At 53.0% G+C, this 15,704-nt stretch carries 23 protein-coding genes; 17 read left to right on the top strand and 6 right to left on the bottom strand.

Annotated features, from left to right (window positions below):
* Window positions 1–3: 3 nt before the first annotated feature.
* The 11 genes from rplO (at window position 4) to CWM61_RS27700 (ending at window position 6,175) form a co-directional block, all read left to right on the top strand.
* Window positions 4–438 carry a 50S ribosomal protein L15 gene (gene rplO, locus CWM61_RS27650; RefSeq protein ID WP_061153137.1) on the top strand — a complete coding sequence of 145 codons (435 nt, stop codon included), beginning with the start codon at window positions 4–6 and terminating at the stop codon, window positions 436–438.
* 7 nt (window positions 439–445) lie between these two features.
* Window positions 446–1,777, top strand: coding sequence for a preprotein translocase subunit SecY (gene secY / locus CWM61_RS27655; RefSeq protein ID WP_008807050.1), 1,332 nt, complete (start codon window positions 446–448; stop codon window positions 1,775–1,777).
* Window positions 1,778–1,810: 33 nt separating this feature from the next.
* Complete coding sequence (gene rpmJ / locus CWM61_RS27660) at window positions 1,811–1,927, top strand: 50S ribosomal protein L36 (protein WP_000868187.1); 117 nt, start codon at window positions 1,811–1,813, stop codon at window positions 1,925–1,927.
* A 146-nt stretch (window positions 1,928–2,073) separates the two neighbouring features.
* Window positions 2,074–2,430 carry a 30S ribosomal protein S13 gene (gene rpsM, locus CWM61_RS27665; RefSeq protein WP_002919259.1) on the top strand — a complete coding sequence of 119 codons (357 nt, stop codon included), beginning with the start codon at window positions 2,074–2,076 and terminating at the stop codon, window positions 2,428–2,430.
* 16 nt (window positions 2,431–2,446) lie between these two features.
* On the top strand, window positions 2,447–2,836 hold the full coding sequence (gene rpsK, locus CWM61_RS27670; protein ID WP_004388621.1) for a 30S ribosomal protein S11: 390 nt from the start codon (window positions 2,447–2,449) through the stop codon (window positions 2,834–2,836).
* Window positions 2,837–2,869: 33 nt separating this feature from the next.
* Window positions 2,870–3,490 (top strand): 30S ribosomal protein S4, encoded by a 621-nt coding sequence (gene rpsD, locus CWM61_RS27675; protein WP_002919224.1) that lies wholly within the window; start codon window positions 2,870–2,872, stop codon window positions 3,488–3,490.
* A 25-nt stretch (window positions 3,491–3,515) separates the two neighbouring features.
* On the top strand, window positions 3,516–4,505 hold the full coding sequence (locus CWM61_RS27680; protein WP_002919219.1) for a DNA-directed RNA polymerase subunit alpha: 990 nt from the start codon (window positions 3,516–3,518) through the stop codon (window positions 4,503–4,505).
* Between the two features lie 40 nt (window positions 4,506–4,545).
* Window positions 4,546–4,932 (top strand): 50S ribosomal protein L17, encoded by a 387-nt coding sequence (rplQ, locus tag CWM61_RS27685; RefSeq protein ID WP_002919206.1) that lies wholly within the window; start codon window positions 4,546–4,548, stop codon window positions 4,930–4,932.
* A gap of 107 nt (window positions 4,933–5,039) precedes the next feature.
* Entirely contained in the window at window positions 5,040–5,408 is a 369-nt protein-coding gene (locus CWM61_RS27690) for a DUF1992 domain-containing protein (RefSeq protein ID WP_074387082.1), read from the top strand.
* Window positions 5,409–5,410: 2 nt separating this feature from the next.
* Window positions 5,411–5,839 (top strand): Zn(2+)-responsive transcriptional regulator, encoded by a 429-nt coding sequence (gene zntR, locus CWM61_RS27695; protein ID WP_074387083.1) that lies wholly within the window; start codon window positions 5,411–5,413, stop codon window positions 5,837–5,839.
* A 57-nt stretch (window positions 5,840–5,896) separates the two neighbouring features.
* A complete protein-coding gene (locus CWM61_RS27700; RefSeq protein WP_071993293.1) occupies window positions 5,897–6,175 on the top strand; it encodes an alternative ribosome-rescue factor A in 279 nt (92 codons plus the stop codon).
* Here the strand turns inward: CWM61_RS27700 and mscL are convergent.
* From mscL to def, 5 genes are all read right to left on the bottom strand, one after another.
* Complete coding sequence (mscL, locus tag CWM61_RS27705) at window positions 6,111–6,524, bottom strand: large-conductance mechanosensitive channel protein MscL (RefSeq protein WP_004145325.1); 414 nt, start codon at window positions 6,522–6,524, stop codon at window positions 6,111–6,113. The two genes, CWM61_RS27700 and mscL, sit on opposite strands and share 65 nt — an antisense overlap.
* Window positions 6,525–6,664: 140 nt before the next feature.
* A complete protein-coding gene (trkA, locus tag CWM61_RS27710; RefSeq protein ID WP_061153140.1) occupies window positions 6,665–8,041 on the bottom strand; it encodes a Trk system potassium transporter TrkA in 1,377 nt (458 codons plus the stop codon).
* Window positions 8,042–8,054: 13 nt separating this feature from the next.
* The gene (gene rsmB / locus CWM61_RS27715) at window positions 8,055–9,350 is read right to left on the bottom strand and encodes a 16S rRNA (cytosine(967)-C(5))-methyltransferase RsmB (protein WP_100632224.1); all 1,296 of its coding nucleotides are present in this window, start codon (window positions 9,348–9,350) and stop codon (window positions 8,055–8,057) included.
* Between the two features lie 52 nt (window positions 9,351–9,402).
* The gene (fmt, locus tag CWM61_RS27720; RefSeq protein ID WP_012540437.1) at window positions 9,403–10,350 is read right to left on the bottom strand and encodes a methionyl-tRNA formyltransferase; all 948 of its coding nucleotides are present in this window, start codon (window positions 10,348–10,350) and stop codon (window positions 9,403–9,405) included.
* A 14-nt stretch (window positions 10,351–10,364) separates the two neighbouring features.
* Window positions 10,365–10,874 carry a peptide deformylase gene (gene def, locus CWM61_RS27725; protein WP_008807058.1) on the bottom strand — a complete coding sequence of 170 codons (510 nt, stop codon included), beginning with the start codon at window positions 10,872–10,874 and terminating at the stop codon, window positions 10,365–10,367.
* A 128-nt stretch (window positions 10,875–11,002) separates the two neighbouring features.
* On the opposite strand from def, the gene dprA reads away from it, so the two are divergent.
* Genes dprA through CWM61_RS27755 form a run of 6 tightly spaced genes read left to right on the top strand, consistent with a single transcriptional unit; the run spans window position 11,003 to window position 14,794 of the window.
* Window positions 11,003–12,127 (top strand): DNA-protecting protein DprA, encoded by a 1,125-nt coding sequence (gene dprA, locus CWM61_RS27730; protein WP_074387087.1) that lies wholly within the window; start codon window positions 11,003–11,005, stop codon window positions 12,125–12,127.
* On the top strand, window positions 12,099–12,572 hold the full coding sequence (gene smg / locus CWM61_RS27735) for a DUF494 family protein Smg (RefSeq protein WP_008807060.1): 474 nt from the start codon (window positions 12,099–12,101) through the stop codon (window positions 12,570–12,572). The genes dprA and smg overlap by 29 nt, the downstream gene beginning before the upstream one ends.
* A 26-nt stretch (window positions 12,573–12,598) precedes the next feature.
* Window positions 12,599–13,141 carry a type I DNA topoisomerase gene (locus tag CWM61_RS27740; RefSeq protein WP_004145330.1) on the top strand — a complete coding sequence of 181 codons (543 nt, stop codon included), beginning with the start codon at window positions 12,599–12,601 and terminating at the stop codon, window positions 13,139–13,141.
* Between the two features lie 4 nt (window positions 13,142–13,145).
* The gene (gene tsaC / locus CWM61_RS27745) at window positions 13,146–13,718 is read left to right on the top strand and encodes an L-threonylcarbamoyladenylate synthase type 1 TsaC (protein WP_008807062.1); all 573 of its coding nucleotides are present in this window, start codon (window positions 13,146–13,148) and stop codon (window positions 13,716–13,718) included.
* 3 nt (window positions 13,719–13,721) lie between these two features.
* A complete protein-coding gene (aroE, locus tag CWM61_RS27750; protein ID WP_100632225.1) occupies window positions 13,722–14,540 on the top strand; it encodes a shikimate dehydrogenase in 819 nt (272 codons plus the stop codon).
* The gene (locus tag CWM61_RS27755) at window positions 14,537–14,794 is read left to right on the top strand and encodes a DUF1488 domain-containing protein (RefSeq protein WP_074387089.1); all 258 of its coding nucleotides are present in this window, start codon (window positions 14,537–14,539) and stop codon (window positions 14,792–14,794) included. The genes aroE and CWM61_RS27755 overlap by 4 nt, the downstream gene beginning before the upstream one ends.
* Here CWM61_RS27755 and CWM61_RS27760 read toward each other — a convergent pair.
* The gene (locus CWM61_RS27760; RefSeq protein ID WP_002919123.1) at window positions 14,770–15,324 is read right to left on the bottom strand and encodes a gamma carbonic anhydrase family protein; all 555 of its coding nucleotides are present in this window, start codon (window positions 15,322–15,324) and stop codon (window positions 14,770–14,772) included. The genes CWM61_RS27755 and CWM61_RS27760 overlap by 25 nt on opposite strands.
* Between the last annotated feature and the right edge of the window lie 380 nt (window positions 15,325–15,704).

Genomic DNA, 15,704 nt, shown 5'->3' on the forward strand with positions numbered 1-15,704 from the left:
GAGATGCGTTTAAATACTCTGTCTCCGGCCGAAGGCTCCAAAAAGGCGGGTAAACGCCTGGGTCGTGGTATCGGTTCTGGCCTCGGTAAAACCGGTGGTCGTGGTCACAAAGGTCAGAAGTCTCGTTCTGGCGGTGGCGTACGTCGCGGTTTCGAGGGTGGTCAGATGCCTCTGTACCGTCGTCTGCCGAAATTCGGCTTCACTTCTCGTAAAGCGATGATCACCGCAGAGATCCGTCTCTCTGATCTGGCTCACGTAGAAGGCGATGTAGTAGACCTGAACGCGCTGAAAGCGGCTAACATTATCGGCGTCCAGATCGAGTTCGCGAAAGTGATCCTGTCTGGTGAAGTAGCTCGTCCGGTAACTGTTCGTGGCCTGCGTGTGACTAAAGGTGCTCGTGCTGCTATCGAAGCTGCTGGCGGTAAAATTGAGGAATAAGTAGCAGATGGCTAAACAACCGGGATTAGATTTTCAAAGTGCCAAAGGTGGCCTTGGCGAGCTGAAACGCAGACTTCTGTTTGTGGTCGGTGCGCTGATAGTGTTCCGTATTGGCTCTTTTATTCCGATCCCTGGTATTGATGCCGCTGTACTTGCCAAACTGCTTGAGCAACAGCGAGGCACCATCATTGAAATGTTTAACATGTTCTCTGGTGGTGCTCTCAGCCGTGCTTCTATCTTTGCACTGGGGATTATGCCGTACATTTCGGCATCTATCATCGTGCAGCTGCTGACGGTGGTTTACCAACCGCTGGCAGAGCTGAAGAAAGAAGGGGAGTCTGGTCGTCGTAAGATCAGCCAGTACACCCGCTACGGTACTCTGGTGCTGGCGATATTCCAGTCGATCGGTATTGCTACCGGTCTGCCGAATATGCCTGGTATGCAGGGCCTGGTGATTAATCCAGGCTTTGCATTCTATTTCACCGCTGTTGTAAGTCTGGTCACAGGGACTATGTTCCTGATGTGGCTCGGCGAACAGATCACTGAACGCGGTATCGGTAACGGTATCTCGATCCTGATCTTCGCCGGGATCGTTGCGGGACTCCCGCCGGCCATCGCCCATACTATCGAGCAAGCGCGTCAAGGCGACCTGCACTTCCTCCTGTTGCTGTTGGTTGCAGTATTAGTATTTGCAGTGACCTTCTTTGTTGTATTCGTTGAACGTGGTCAACGCCGCATTGTGGTAAACTACGCGAAACGGCAGCAGGGTCGTCGTGTCTATGCTGCACAGAGCACACATTTACCGCTGAAAGTGAATATGGCGGGGGTAATCCCGGCAATCTTCGCTTCCAGTATTATACTGTTCCCGGCAACCATCACGTCATGGTTCGGGGGTGGTACTGGTTGGAACTGGCTGACAACAATTTCGCTGTATTTGCAGCCTGGGCAACCGCTTTATGTGTTACTCTATGCGTCTGCAATCATCTTCTTCTGTTTCTTCTACACGGCGTTGGTTTTCAACCCGCGTGAAACAGCAGATAACCTGAAGAAGTCCGGTGCATTTGTACCAGGAATTCGTCCGGGAGAGCAAACGGCGAAGTATATCGATAAAGTGATGACTCGCCTGACTCTGGTTGGTGCGTTGTATATTACTTTTATCTGCCTGATCCCGGAGTTCATGCGTGACGCGATGAAAGTGCCGTTCTACTTCGGTGGGACATCGCTGCTTATCGTTGTTGTCGTGATTATGGACTTTATGGCTCAAGTGCAAACTCTGATGATGTCCAGTCAGTATGAGTCTGCATTGAAGAAGGCGAACCTGAAAGGCTACGGCCGTTAAAACTGGTCGCCCGAGAAGTTACGGAGAGTAAAAATGAAAGTTCGTGCTTCCGTCAAGAAATTATGCCGTAACTGCAAAATCGTTAAGCGTGATGGCGTCATCCGTGTGATTTGCAGTGCCGAGCCGAAGCATAAACAGCGCCAAGGCTGATTTATTCGCATATTTTTCTTGCAAAGTTGGATTGAGCTGGCTAGATTAGCCAGCCAATCTTTTGTATGTCTGTACGTTTCCATTTGAGTATCCTGAAAACGGGCTTTTCAGCATGGTACGTACATATTAAATAGTAGGAGTGCATAGTGGCCCGTATAGCAGGCATTAACATTCCTGATCACAAACATACCGTAATCGCTTTAACCGCTATTTTCGGTATCGGCAAAACCCGTTCTAAAGCTATCTGCGCTGAAACGGGCATCGCTGAAAATGTTAAGATCAGTGAGCTGTCTGAAGAACAAATTGATATTCTGCGTGAAGCAGTAGGTAAATTTGTCGTTGAAGGTGATCTGCGCCGTGAAATCACCCTGAGCATCAAGCGTCTGATGGACCTTGGTTGCTACCGTGGTTTACGCCATCGTCGTGGTCTTCCGGTTCGCGGTCAGCGTACCAAGACCAACGCACGTACCCGTAAGGGTCCGCGTAAACCGATCAAGAAATAATCGGGGTGATTGAATAATGGCAAAGGCACCAGTTCGTGCACGTAAGCGTGTAAGAAAACAAGTCTCTGATGGCGTGGCTCATATCCATGCTTCTTTTAACAACACCATCGTTACTATTACTGATCGTCAGGGTAACGCACTGGGTTGGGCAACAGCCGGTGGTTCCGGTTTCCGTGGTTCTCGCAAATCCACTCCGTTTGCAGCTCAGGTTGCAGCAGAGCGTTGCGCAGAAGCCGTAAAAGAATACGGCATCAAGAATCTGGAAGTTATGGTCAAAGGTCCGGGTCCGGGTCGCGAATCTACCATTCGTGCACTGAACGCCGCTGGTTTCCGCATCACTAATATTACTGATGTGACTCCGATCCCTCATAACGGTTGTCGTCCGCCGAAGAAACGTCGCGTATAACGCTACGTTTTCCAGGTTAGTTGGAGAAAGAAAATGGCAAGATATTTGGGTCCTAAGCTCAAGCTGAGCCGTCGTGAGGGCACCGACTTATTCCTTAAGTCTGGCGTTCGCGCGATCGATACCAAGTGTAAAATTGAACAAGCTCCTGGCCAGCACGGTGCGCGTAAACCGCGTCTGTCTGACTATGGTGTGCAGTTGCGTGAAAAGCAAAAAGTTCGCCGTATGTACGGTGTGCTGGAGCGTCAGTTCCGTAACTACTATAAAGAAGCAGCACGTCTGAAAGGCAACACCGGTGAAAACCTGTTGGCTCTGCTGGAAGGTCGTCTGGACAACGTTGTATACCGTATGGGCTTCGGCGCCACTCGTGCTGAAGCACGCCAGCTGGTTAGCCACAAAGCGATTATGGTAAACGGTCGTGTTGTTAACATCGCTTCTTATCAGGTTAAAGCGAATGACGTTGTCAGCATTCGTGAGAAAGCGAAAAAGCAATCTCGCGTGAAAGCCGCTCTGGAGCTGGCTGAGCAGCGTGAAAAGCCAACCTGGCTGGAAGTTGATGCTGGCAAGATGGAAGGTACGTTCAAGCGTCAGCCGGAGCGTTCTGATCTGTCTGCGGACATTAACGAACACCTGATCGTCGAGCTTTACTCCAAGTAAAGCTTAGTACCAAAGAGAGGACACAATGCAGGGTTCTGTGACAGAGTTTCTAAAACCGCGCCTGGTCGATATCGAGCAAGTGAGTTCGACGCACGCCAAGGTGACCCTTGAGCCTTTAGAGCGTGGCTTCGGCCATACTCTGGGTAACGCACTGCGCCGTATTCTGCTCTCATCGATGCCGGGTTGCGCGGTGACCGAGGTTGAGATTGATGGTGTACTGCACGAGTACAGCACCAAAGAAGGCGTTCAGGAAGACATCCTTGAAATCCTGCTCAACCTGAAAGGGCTGGCGGTGAGAGTTCAGGGTAAAGATGAAGTCATCCTTACTTTGAATAAATCTGGCATTGGCCCTGTGACTGCAGCCGACATTACCCACGACGGTGATGTCGAAATCGTCAAGCCGCAGCACGTGATTTGCCACCTGACTGATGAGAACGCTGCTATTAGCATGCGTATCAAAGTTCAGCGCGGTCGCGGTTATGTGCCGGCTTCTGCCCGAATTCATTCGGAAGAAGATGAGCGCCCAATCGGCCGTCTGCTGGTCGACGCCTGCTACAGCCCTGTAGAGCGTATTGCCTACAATGTTGAAGCTGCGCGTGTAGAACAGCGTACCGACCTGGACAAGCTGGTCATCGAAATGGAAACCAACGGCACAATCGATCCTGAAGAGGCGATTCGTCGTGCGGCAACCATTCTGGCTGAACAACTGGAAGCTTTTGTTGACTTACGTGATGTACGTCAGCCAGAAGTGAAAGAAGAGAAACCAGAGTTCGATCCGATCCTGCTGCGCCCTGTTGACGATCTGGAATTGACTGTCCGCTCTGCTAACTGCCTCAAGGCAGAAGCTATCCACTATATCGGTGATCTGGTACAGCGTACCGAGGTTGAGTTGCTGAAAACGCCGAACCTGGGTAAAAAATCTCTTACTGAGATTAAAGACGTGCTGGCTTCCCGTGGACTGTCTCTGGGCATGCGCCTGGAAAACTGGCCACCAGCAAGCATTGCTGACGAGTAACCGGATCACAGGTTAAGGTTTTACTGAGAAGGATAAGGTCATGCGCCATCGTAAGAGTGGTCGTCAACTGAACCGCAACAGCAGCCATCGCCAGGCTATGTTCCGTAACATGGCAGGTTCGCTGGTTCGTCATGAAATCATCAAGACGACCCTGCCGAAAGCGAAAGAACTGCGTCGCGTAGTTGAGCCGCTGATTACTCTTGCCAAGACTGATAGCGTTGCTAATCGTCGTCTGGCATTCGCCCGCACTCGTGATAACGAGATCGTGGCAAAACTGTTTAACGAGCTGGGCCCGCGTTTCGCGAGCCGCGCCGGTGGTTACACTCGCATTCTGAAGTGTGGCTTCCGTGCAGGCGACAACGCGCCGATGGCATACATCGAGCTGGTTGATCGTGCTGAGCCGAAAGCAGAAGCTGCTGCAGAGTAATCTGTAGTAACGTAAAAAAACCCGCCCCGGCGGGTTTTTTTATATCTACCTTATCCCCACTTCACTACACTATCTGTACTCTTTTTGTTCATCCCCGGAGCCGTAGAATGTGGTTACTGGATCAGTGGGCGGAACGCCATATCCTCGATGCCCAAGCTAAAGGTGAGTTCGATTGTTTACCCGGCAGCGGCGAACCGCTGACTCTCGATGACGATTCACATGTGCCGACGGAGCTGCGGGCAGGTTATCGCCTTCTGAAGAATGCTGGGTGCCTCCCCCCGGAGCTGGAGCAGCGTAGGGAAGCGGTGGCACTGGCTGATTTACTGAAGGGCGTCCGTCAGGACGATCCGCGTCATGCTGAACTCAGTAAACGGCTTGCCTTGCTCGAACTGAAGCTTCGTCAGGCTGGCCTGAGCACCGACTTTTTACGCGGTGAGTATGCCGATGCTTTGCTACAAAGAATGAATCAGGAGTAAATATGTATCGTATTGGTGAGCTGGCTAAGCTGGCTGACGTCACGCCAGATACCATCCGTTATTATGAGAAACAGCAAATGATGGATCATGACGTGCGCACCGAGGGGGGATTTCGTCTTTACTCGGATAACGATCTTCAGCGGCTACGCTTTATTCGCTATGCCCGTCAGCTGGGCTTCACTCTGGAAGCGATCCGCGAATTATTGTCGATCCGTATCGATCCGGAGCACCATACCTGCCAGGAATCGAAAGGGATCGTTCAGGCGCGATTAAGCGAAGTCGAGGCGCGGATCAAAGAGTTGCAGACGATGCGTCGCTCTCTGCAGCGGCTTAATGATGCCTGCTGTGGGACTGCGCACAGTAGTGTTTATTGTTCGATCCTTGAGGCCCTTGAACAAGGCGCCAGCAATGGCGGTACTACGGGCCGTTGATTTTTTCATCGCGTGGATCTACACTCGCGCGGAATTCACACATGCACTGGAGTTACTATGAGTCGCTATCAGCATACCAAAGGGCAAATCAAAGATAACGCCATTGAGGCACTTCTCCACGATCCGTTATTCAGGCAGCGTGTAGAGAAAAACAAGAAAGGGAAAGGAAGCTATCAACGTAAAGATAAACATGCAGGAAGGATTGACCGGGAGGCCAGTGGCAAGCAAGCGAATCGCTTTTTTACCACTGGCCTTCTGCTTTCTGTGCTGATTAAGAACGGTTGTTTTGTTCTTTCAGCAGATCGCGAATTTCGCTCAGCAGGACTTCTTCTTTAGAAGGAGCTGGCGGCGCCGCCGGAGCCTCTTCTTTCTTACGATTTAACTTATTCATCAGTTTAATCGCCATGAAGATGGCAAACGCGACGATGATGAAATCGAAAACGTTCTGAATGAATACCCCATAATGCATCACGACAGCAGGGACATCGCCCTGGGCATCACGTAGCGTGACGGCAAACTGTTTAAAATCGATCCCGCCAATCAACAGGCCGAGTGGTGGCATAATAATATCTGCGACCAGCGATGAAACAATTTTACCGAATGCTGCACCGATGATCACACCCACTGCCAAATCGACAACGTTCCCGCGCATCGCGAATTCGCGAAACTCTTTTAAAAAACTCATTTTATTCTCCTTGTGCCAGCTGACGATGTAAGTTTAACAAATGTATTTTCATTTGCCATTACCAGTAGATAGTTACCGCAAATTATTAACCTTTGAATAATAAGGGATAATAAAAAGGCGCCTGTCCGGCGCCCTGGGAATTACAGGAAGAAAGGACTTGGCTGGAACAGCCTTTCTACATCGGAAATAAACTTTTTGTCGGTCAAAAACATGATCACATGATCGCCCTGCTCGATCCGCAGATTATTATTCGCGATCATAACGTCGTTGCCACGCACGACGGCGCCGATGATCGTACCTGGCGGAAGCTTGATCTCATCGATCGAACGTCCTACTACCCGCGAGGTGCTTTCATCGCCGTGTGCGACTGCCTCGATCGCTTCGGCAACGCCGCGGCGCAGGGAGGAGACGCCGACAATATCGGCTTTACGGACATGGCTGAGGAGTGCGGAAATTGTAGCCTGCTGAGGCGATATCGCAATATCGATGACGCTGCCCTGGACCAGATCAACATAGGCTTTGCGCTGGATCAGCACCATCACTTTTTTCGCCCCCATCCGTTTGGCCAGCATCGCAGACATAATATTTGCTTCGTCATCGTTTGTGACGGCAATAAACAGGTCCACCTGATCAATATGCTCTTCAGCCAGCAGCTCCTGGTCCGATGCATCACCGTAGAAGACGATTGTATGCTGCAGCTTTTCCGCAAGCTCAGCAGCTCGCTGCTGATTACGTTCGATAAGCTTGACGCTGTAATCTTTTTCCAGCTTATGGGCCAGACCCGCACCAATATTGCCGCCGCCGACCAGCATAATACGCTTATACGGCTTTTCCAGTCGCTGCAGCTCACTCATGACTGCGCGAATATGCTGCGAGGCGGCAATAAAGAATACTTCATCGCCGGCTTCCACAATCGTCGAACCCTGTGGGCGAATAGGACGATCGTGGCGGAAAATAGCGGCCACACGCGTATCGATATGCGGCATATGCTCCCGCATGGTGGACAACGCATTCCCTACCAGCGGACCACCGTAATACGCTTTTACTACGGCGAGGCTGACTTTCCCTTCGGCGAAGTTCACGACCTGAAGCGCGCCAGGATATTCGATCAGGCGGTGAATATTGTCGATGACCAGCTGTTCCGGGGCGATCAAGTGATCGATGGGCACCGCTTCAGAATTGAAGAGTTTATCCGCATCACGAACGTAATCAGGCGCACGAATACGGGCTATACGGTTTGGGGTATTGAATAATGAGTAGGCGACCTGGCAGGCCACCATATTGGTTTCATCCGAACTGGTGACCGCTACCAGCATATCGGCATCATCGGCCCCCGCCTCCCGCAGTACGCGAGGGTGAGAGCCATGTCCCTGGACGACACGCAGGTCGAACTTATCCTGCAGGCTGCGCAGACGGTCGCCATTGGTATCAACCAGCGTAATATCATTGTTCTCGCCGACGAGGTTTTCCGCCAGCGTGCCGCCGACCTGGCCGGCGCCCAGAATAATAATCTTCATCTGCAATGACCCATTAGTTCTGACGTTTGATTAGCTTAGCGTAAAAGAAGCCATCACCTTCTTCCGGGCCCGGCAGATTTTGCTGCCCGGGACTCTCCGGCGTGCCGGTTGCGTGAAGTTCTGCATCCGGGGTTCGCGCGAGGAAGGCGGCAATTTGCTGGCTATTCTCTTCCGGCAGAATAGAACAGGTAGCATACACCAGCGTGCCGCCTGGCTTCAGATGTGGCCAGGTGGCATTCAGGATCTCGGCCTGCAGCTGGGCTAATTCGGCGATATCCCGATCCCGGCGCAACCACTTGATATCAGGATGACGGCGAATGACGCCGGTGGCGGAGCAGGGGGCATCCAGCAGAATACGATCGAACTGTTCGTTGCCACACCACTGCTCAGGGAAGCGACCATCGCCCTGTTTGACTTCGGCTTTCATGCCCAGACGCTTCAGGTTGTCATAGACGCGTGACAGACGCAGTTCATCAATATCCACCGCCATGACCTGAGCCTGCGGGGCAACCTCCAGAATATGCGTCGTCTTGCCGCCCGGCGCGGCGCAAAGATCGAGAATGCGTTCGCCATTTTCTGGCAGCAGGTATCGCATACAGCCCTGGGCCGAGGCATCCTGGACGGTGACCCAGCCTTCGGCAAAGCCTGGCAACGCAAGGACCGGGGCAGGGGTGGCCATACGCACGGCGTCCGGATAGTCAGGATGGGTGAAACCCTCTAAGCCGGCCTCTTTAAGCAGAGCAAGCCATTCATCCCGGGAATGATGGTTGCGGTTAACGCGCAGCCACATCGGCGGGCGCTGGTTGTTCGCATCGACGATCTCCTGCCACTGCTGCGGCCAGGCCTGCTGCAGGCGTTTCAGCAGCCATTTGGGATGAAGATAGCGGTTTTCATGCTCAGCAAATTCGGCTAATAACGCTTCCTGCTGGCGCTGGAACTGGCGTAGCACGCCGTTGATCAGCCCTTTAAGCTGCGGGCGTTTAATGGCCACCGCGCCTTCTACCGTTTCCGCCAGTGCGGCATGCGGAGGAATACGGGTATAGAGCAACTGATAAAGTCCAACCATGATCAGAAAATGCACGGTGCGCTGTTTGCCGGTCATCGGACGCGCCATCAGCTTGTTGATAAGCCACTCAAGCTGACTGAGCGTACGCAATACGCCAAAACACAGCTCCTGCAACAGCGCTTTGTCTTTATCGCTGACTTTCTGCTGCAGAGGGGGCAGAACGTTGCTCAAAGACTGACCTTGTTCAATCACTTGCTCGATAGCCTGGGCGGCCAGACTGCGTAAGTTTATTTTGTTTTTCATAAGCGCAAAAATAAAAATGCCCGGCTAACCCGGGCTTTTAAAGAGACAACCGTCAGGCGAGACGGGTACCAGGGATGAACCACTCCCGGCGGGAATTGAGTAAGTCCTGCGAGCTCATCGCTTTTTTACCCGCTGGCTGTAGCGATTCCAGACTGAGGATCCCATCACCCGTGGCGACCTGAATACCCTGTTTGGTTGCTGCCACTATTGTTCCCGGCTCGGCGTGCGTGACTTCGGCAATAACCGATGCCCGCCAGACTTTGACTGGCTGCCCGTCAATCTCCAGCCAGCTCATTGGCCAAGGATTAAACGCCCGGATGCAACGTTCCAGCTGTGCAGCGGAAAGCGACCAGTCGATGCGGGCCTCTTCTTTACTCAGCTTCTCGGCATAACTGACGAGTGACTCGTCCTGGACTTCAGGCTGTGCCGTTCCGTTTGCCAGTTGCGCTAAGGTTGTCAGCAGTCCCTGTGGGCCGAGATCGGCCAGCTTATCGTACAGGCTGCCGCTGGTATCCTCAGCGGTAATGGGGCAGGAAAGCTTATACAGCATGTCACCCGTATCAAGGCCGACGTCCATCTGCATGATGGTCACGCCGGTTTCACTATCGCCCGCCCACAGCGAACGCTGGATCGGCGCGGCGCCACGCCAGCGCGGCAGCAGGGAGCCATGAACGTTGATACAGCCCAGTCGCGGCATTTCAAGCACCGCTTTTGGCAGAATCAGACCATACGCCACCACCACCATGATATCGGCGCCCAAATCGGCGACGAGCTGTTGGTTCTCCTGCGGACGAAGAGACGATGGCTGGAATACGGGGACATCATGGGCTTCAGCCAGCACTTTTACCGGGCTCGGCATCAATTTTTTGCCGCGTCCCGCGGGACGGTCTGGCTGAGTAAACACGCCAACGATCTGATGTTCAGACGACAACAACGCGTCAAGATGACGCGCTGCAAAATCGGGGGTGCCGGCGAAAATGATACGTAGTGAATGTGACACGGTATTCCTTGTTATCAGGCACGGGAACGTAAACGATCCAGTTTCTCAACCTTCTGACGAATGCGCTGTTGTTTGAGCGGTGACAGATAGTCAATAAACAGTTTGCCAACCAGGTGATCCATTTCATGCTGGATACAGATAGCCAGCAGGCCATCGGCCTCCAGCTCAAACGGCTTACCGTCGCGATCCAGCGCACGGATCTTCACTTTTTCCGCACGGGGTACCAGAGCACGCTGTTCCGGAATGGACAAGCAGCCTTCTTCAATACCGGTTTCGCCGTCTTTTTCCAGCAACTCCGGGTTGATTAACACCAGCCGCTCTTCACGGTTTTCCGACACATCGATAACGATGATGCGCTGATGGATATCGACCTGGGTTGCGGCCAGACCGATGCCTTCCTCGGCGTACATGGTGTCGAACATATCATCGACGATACGCTGAATTTCCGCATTCACTTCTTTGACCGGCTCGGCGACTTTGCGAAGGCGCTCGTCCGGAATATGTAACACTTGCAAAACTGCCATAAAGTTCCAGAGTCGTATTCAGGAGTTGATAAGATTATTAGCTCTATTCTAGACAAAACCCCCTGCAATTGACAGTCTCACTGTCCAATCGCAAAGATTGTCAATGCCGCTTATGGCAGGGGGTAAGGATGACGCCCGACGAGATTTGGCTGCGGCTGATGAAGGTCAGTAATTTGTATGGCGACAGGATGCTGGATATCGCGCAGCGGTTATGCGCAGCCGCTTCCGTTGATAGTGAAGCGCTGCATGCCGTTGGGATGACTGCGGCGCAGGCGAAGCCATTTTTACGGTTTGACGAGCGTGAGCTTGACGAGACGCGGCGCTGGTTGGAACACCCGGATCATCATCTGTTACGGGCCGACGATCCGCGCTATCCGTTGCGGCTAAGGGCTATCGCTGATTACCCCGGCGCGTTGCTGGTCAGTGGCGACCCCGCCCTGCTTCACAGCGCGCAGCTTGCCGTTATTGGCAGCCGTTTGCACTCCTGGTATGGCGCCCGCTGGGGAAAACTGTTCAGCGAAACGCTGGCGCGTAGAGGGATCACCATCACCAGTGGGCTGGCGTTAGGCATTGATGGCGTTGCGCACCGCGGCGCGCTGGCCGCGGAGGGGAAAACCATCGCGGTGCTGGGCAACGGGCTGGAACAGGTTTATCCGCGGCGCCATGCAAACCTCGCCCAACAGATCATCGACAATGGCGGTACGCTGGTCTCTGAATTTCCACTCATTACGCCGCCGCTTCCCGCTCATTTTCCCCGACGTAACCGTATTATCAGCGGCTTAAGTTTGGGCGTGCTGGTGATTGAGGCGGCGTTGCGAAGCGGATCGCTGGTCACCGTCCGTTGCGCCCTGGAGCAGGGAAGAGATGTGTTCGCCCTGCCTGGCCCGATTGGTAATCCGGGATCTGAAGGTCCGCACTGGTTAATCAAGCAAGGCGCGGTACCGGTGACCTCGCCAGAGGATATCGTGGAGTACTGGCAAAACGAGCTGGCCTGGCTTACTGATACGTCTGATTCGATAAATAATTGCGCCGATCAGCCGTCTGTAGCATTGCCATTTCCGGAGCTCCTGGCTAACGTAGGAGATGAGGTAACACCTGTTGACGTTGTCGCTGAACGTGCCGGCCAATCTGTGCCAGTAACCGTAGCTCAGCTACTTGAACTGGAGTTAGCAGGCTGGATCGCAGCTGTACCCGGCGGCTATGTCCGATTAAGGAGGGCAAGCCATGTTCGACGTACTCATGTATTTGTTTGAAACTTACATCCATAACGAAGCAGAAATGCGCGTGGATCAGGACAAACTGACGCGGGATCTTACCGATGCAGGCTTTGAGCGGGAAGATATCTATAACGCGTTAATGTGGCTCGAGAAACTGGCTGATTATCAGGAAGGTCTCGTTGAACCCATGCAGCTCGCTTCCGACCCGCTGTCGCTTCGGGTGTATACCGAAGAGGAGTGCCAGCGTCTGGATGCCAGTTGCCGGGGATTTTTACTCTTCCTCGAGCAGATTCAGGTGTTGAACCTCGAAACGCGAGAAATGGTGATAGAGCGCGTCCTGGCGCTGGATACAGCAGAATTTGAACTGGAAGACCTGAAATGGGTCATCCTGATGGTACTGTTCAACATTCCGGGCTGTGAAAACGCCTATCAGCAAATGGAAGAATTACTCTTCGAAGTAAATGAAGGTATGCTGCATTAATCTTTTTGCAGCAACATCGAGTTGTTATGACCAAATCAGCACTGTTTTCGGTGCGTAAAAATGAGCCCTGCCCGCAGTGCGGGGCTGAACTGGTGATCCGTTCCGGGAAACATGGCCCGTTTCTCGGCTGTTCGCATTATCCGGACTGTGACTATATCCGTCCCCTGAAAAGTCAGGCGGACGGTCATATCGTTAAGGTGCTGGAGGGACAGGAGTGCCCATCTTGCGGCGCTGTCATGGTGTTACGCCAGGGGCGCTTTGGTATGTTTATCGGCTGCAGTCGCTATCCCGAATGCGAGCATACCGAGCTGATTGATAAACCCGATGAGACCGCTATCGCCTGTCCGCAATGTGGACAAGGGCATCTGGTCCAGCGTCGCTCTCGTTTCGGTAAAACCTTTCATTCCTGCGATCGCTACCCTGATTGCCAGTTCGTTATCAATTTTAAACCGGTAGCGGGCGAATGCCCTGAATGCCATTACCCGCTGTTAATTGAAAAGAAGACGGCGCAGGGGCTCAGACGCTTCTGTGCCAGTAAACAATGTGGAAAGCCGATCCCGGCGGAATAAATCAGTGAACAATAACCTGCCCTCAGAAACCGTCGCCCATGCCGTGGCGGTACTGAAAAATGAACATGTCATCGCCTACCCCACAGAAGCCGTTTTTGGCGTTGGCTGCGATCCAGACAGCGAAACGGCCGTCATGCGTCTGCTGGAGCTGAAGCAGCGTCCTGTTGACAAGGGATTGATCCTTATCGCCGCCAGCTTTGAGCAGTTGAAGCCTTATGTTGATGATTCACGGTTAAGTGACTCGCAGCGGGACGCTATCTTTTCCTGCTGGCCGGGACCGGTGACGTTTGTATTCCCGGCGCGTCCTGAAACGCCGCGCTGGCTGACGGGGCGTTTTGATTCGCTGGCCGTACGCGTGACCAACCATCCGCTGGTGATTGAATTGTGCGAAGCTTACGGAAAACCGCTGGTCTCGACGAGCGCCAATCTCACCGGGCAACCACCGTGTCGTACCACCGCAGAGGTTCATGCTCAGTTTGGTGACAGCTTCCCGGTTGTGGATGGCGCCACAGGTGGACGGCAAAATCCATCTGAAATCCGTGATGCCCTGACGGGTAAACTGTTCCGCCAGGGGTGAACCATGGAAACCTATGCCGTTTTTGGTAATCCGATCGCGCACAGCAAATCGCCTTCTATTCATCAGCTGTTTGCCCGCCAGTTAGGGATTACTCATCCTTATGGACGTGTGCTGGCGCCGCTGGACGATTTTGTCTCTTCTCTGAATCAGTTCTTTGCAGAAGGAGGAAAGGGGGCCAACGTCACCGTTCCTTTTAAAGAGGAAGCTTTTGCGCGCGCGGACGAGCTGACAGAACGCGCTGCGCTGGCGGGAGCAGTAAATACCCTGAAACGCCTGGAAGATGGCCGTTTACTGGGGGACAACACCGACGGTATTGGCCTCCTGAGCGATCTGGAACGCCTGGGGTTCATTAAGCCGCGCCAGCGGATCCTGCTGGTAGGTGCTGGTGGCGCATCACGCGGGGTTCTTTTGCCGCTTCTGTCGCTGGGATGTGCCGTCACGATCGTGAATCGAACCTATTCTCGTGCCCATGAGTTAGCCACTCTCTTCGCCCATACCGGTAGCGTCAGCGCAAGAGAGATGGATACCTTATCCGGGGAAACATTCGATCTGATCATCAATGCGACGTCCAGTGGAATAGACGGTGATGTACCGGCTATCCCGGCATCTGTTGTCAACGCTGACGTGTATTGCTATGACATGTTTTACCAGAAAGGGCCGACACCGTTTCTTCAGTGGTGCCTGCAGCATAGCGCAACCCGCTGTGCCGATGGGCTGGGAATGCTGGTGGCGCAAGCCGCCCATGCTGTTCTGCTATGGCACGGCGTCCTGCCGGCTATCGCTCCGGTCATCGAAACGTTGCAGCGGGAACTGAATGCATGAATCAGGCGATTCAGTTTCCTGACCGGGAATCATGGGATGACGAACGGCAGGGCGTGATTTTTCCTGCGCTGGTCAATGGGATGCAATTAACCTGCGCAATTTCAGGGCAGATCCTGCAGCAGCGTTTTGGCGCAGAGGGGCCAGCGCAGTGGCTGGCCGCCTTCCAGGAACATCGTTGGGATCTTGAGGAAGAGGCGGAAGCATTGATCCGCGATGGTCAGGAAGATGTTCAGGGCTGGATCTGGTTATCCTGATCCAGGTATTCATTTTTCCATTTTACATAGTTATTTGCTGAATACTTCAGTCCTTCCCGTTCCGCCTCCGTCAGGGGGCGGATCTGTTTGACCGGATTGCCGAAGTAAAGGTAGCCACTTTCCAGCTGTTTGTTCTGCGGTACCAAACTGCCTGCACCAATCATGACGTCATCGCCAACGACGACACCATCTAATAAGATCGAACCCATACCAACCAGTACGCGGTTGCCGATAGTGCAGCCGTGCAGCATCACTTTATGACCAACAGTCACATCCTCACCAATGATCAGCGGATTTCCCTCCGGCTTATAAGAGGACTTATGGGTCACATGGAGAACGCTACCGTCCTGAATATTGCTGCGTTGTCCTATCGATACATAGTTGACGTCGCCACGAATGGCCACCAGAGGCCAGACGCTGACATCATCGGCAATTCTGACATCACCAATGACGACGCTGGATGCATCAATCATGACGCGAAGACCGATTTGTGGGAAAAATGCTTTATAGGGGCGCAGCTGAGCAGACATATAGACCTCAAAATACGGGAACGTAAGAAGACTTTGGTGGCTTTTATCTCCGTGTGCAACCCCTGAAAACGGTGAAAATTGAGCAAATCGTGCAATTACGCGACGAAAAGGGTGAAAAATCACCATTCAGAAAAAAAGATCGAAAAAAGGCTTGTGCAAAAAAATGGGATCCCTATAATGCGCTCCCACTGACACGGCGGATGTGAATCACTTCACACAAACAGCCGGTTCGGTTGAAGAGAAAAATCCTGAAATTCAGGGTTGACTCTGAAAGAGGAAAGCGTAATATACGCCACCTCGCGACAGAGCGCTAAAGCGCGTCGCAACTGCTCTTTAACAATTTATCAGACAATCTGTGTGGGCACTCAAAGTGACATGGA

Origin of the sequence: Klebsiella sp. K-Nf6 (assembly GCF_002806655.1) — a bacterium.
Lineage (GTDB): Bacteria > Pseudomonadota > Gammaproteobacteria > Enterobacterales > Enterobacteriaceae > Klebsiella > Klebsiella variicola.

What these genes read in the sequence shown, in the direction of transcription:
- rplO (WP_061153137.1), top strand. Translation starts at nt 4, where the DNA reads ATGCGTTTAAATACTCTGTCTCCGGCCGAAGGCTCCAAAAAGGCGGGT.
- secY (WP_008807050.1), top strand. Translation starts at nt 446, where the DNA reads ATGGCTAAACAACCGGGATTAGATTTTCAAAGTGCCAAAGGTGGCCTT.
- rpmJ (WP_000868187.1), top strand. Translation starts at nt 1,811, where the DNA reads ATGAAAGTTCGTGCTTCCGTCAAGAAATTATGCCGTAACTGCAAAATC.
- rpsK (WP_004388621.1), top strand. Translation starts at nt 2,447, where the DNA reads ATGGCAAAGGCACCAGTTCGTGCACGTAAGCGTGTAAGAAAACAAGTC.
- rpsD (WP_002919224.1), top strand. Translation starts at nt 2,870, where the DNA reads ATGGCAAGATATTTGGGTCCTAAGCTCAAGCTGAGCCGTCGTGAGGGC.
- CWM61_RS27680 (WP_002919219.1), top strand. Translation starts at nt 3,516, where the DNA reads ATGCAGGGTTCTGTGACAGAGTTTCTAAAACCGCGCCTGGTCGATATC.
- rplQ (WP_002919206.1), top strand. Translation starts at nt 4,546, where the DNA reads ATGCGCCATCGTAAGAGTGGTCGTCAACTGAACCGCAACAGCAGCCAT.
- CWM61_RS27690 (WP_074387082.1), top strand. Translation starts at nt 5,040, where the DNA reads ATGTGGTTACTGGATCAGTGGGCGGAACGCCATATCCTCGATGCCCAA.
- zntR (WP_074387083.1), top strand. Translation starts at nt 5,411, where the DNA reads ATGTATCGTATTGGTGAGCTGGCTAAGCTGGCTGACGTCACGCCAGAT.
- CWM61_RS27700 (WP_071993293.1), top strand. Translation starts at nt 5,897, where the DNA reads ATGAGTCGCTATCAGCATACCAAAGGGCAAATCAAAGATAACGCCATT.
- mscL (WP_004145325.1), bottom strand. Translation starts at nt 6,524, where the DNA reads ATGAGTTTTTTAAAAGAGTTTCGCGAATTCGCGATGCGCGGGAACGTT.
- trkA (WP_061153140.1), bottom strand. Translation starts at nt 8,041, where the DNA reads ATGAAGATTATTATTCTGGGCGCCGGCCAGGTCGGCGGCACGCTGGCG.
- rsmB (WP_100632224.1), bottom strand. Translation starts at nt 9,350, where the DNA reads ATGAAAAACAAAATAAACTTACGCAGTCTGGCCGCCCAGGCTATCGAG.
- def (WP_008807058.1), bottom strand. Translation starts at nt 10,874, where the DNA reads ATGGCAGTTTTGCAAGTGTTACATATTCCGGACGAGCGCCTTCGCAAA.
- dprA (WP_074387087.1), top strand. Translation starts at nt 11,003, where the DNA reads ATGACGCCCGACGAGATTTGGCTGCGGCTGATGAAGGTCAGTAATTTG.
- smg (WP_008807060.1), top strand. Translation starts at nt 12,099, where the DNA reads ATGTTCGACGTACTCATGTATTTGTTTGAAACTTACATCCATAACGAA.
- CWM61_RS27740 (WP_004145330.1), top strand. Translation starts at nt 12,599, where the DNA reads ATGACCAAATCAGCACTGTTTTCGGTGCGTAAAAATGAGCCCTGCCCG.
- aroE (WP_100632225.1), top strand. Translation starts at nt 13,722, where the DNA reads ATGGAAACCTATGCCGTTTTTGGTAATCCGATCGCGCACAGCAAATCG.
- CWM61_RS27755 (WP_074387089.1), top strand. Translation starts at nt 14,537, where the DNA reads ATGAATCAGGCGATTCAGTTTCCTGACCGGGAATCATGGGATGACGAA.
- CWM61_RS27760 (WP_002919123.1), bottom strand. Translation starts at nt 15,324, where the DNA reads ATGTCTGCTCAGCTGCGCCCCTATAAAGCATTTTTCCCACAAATCGGT.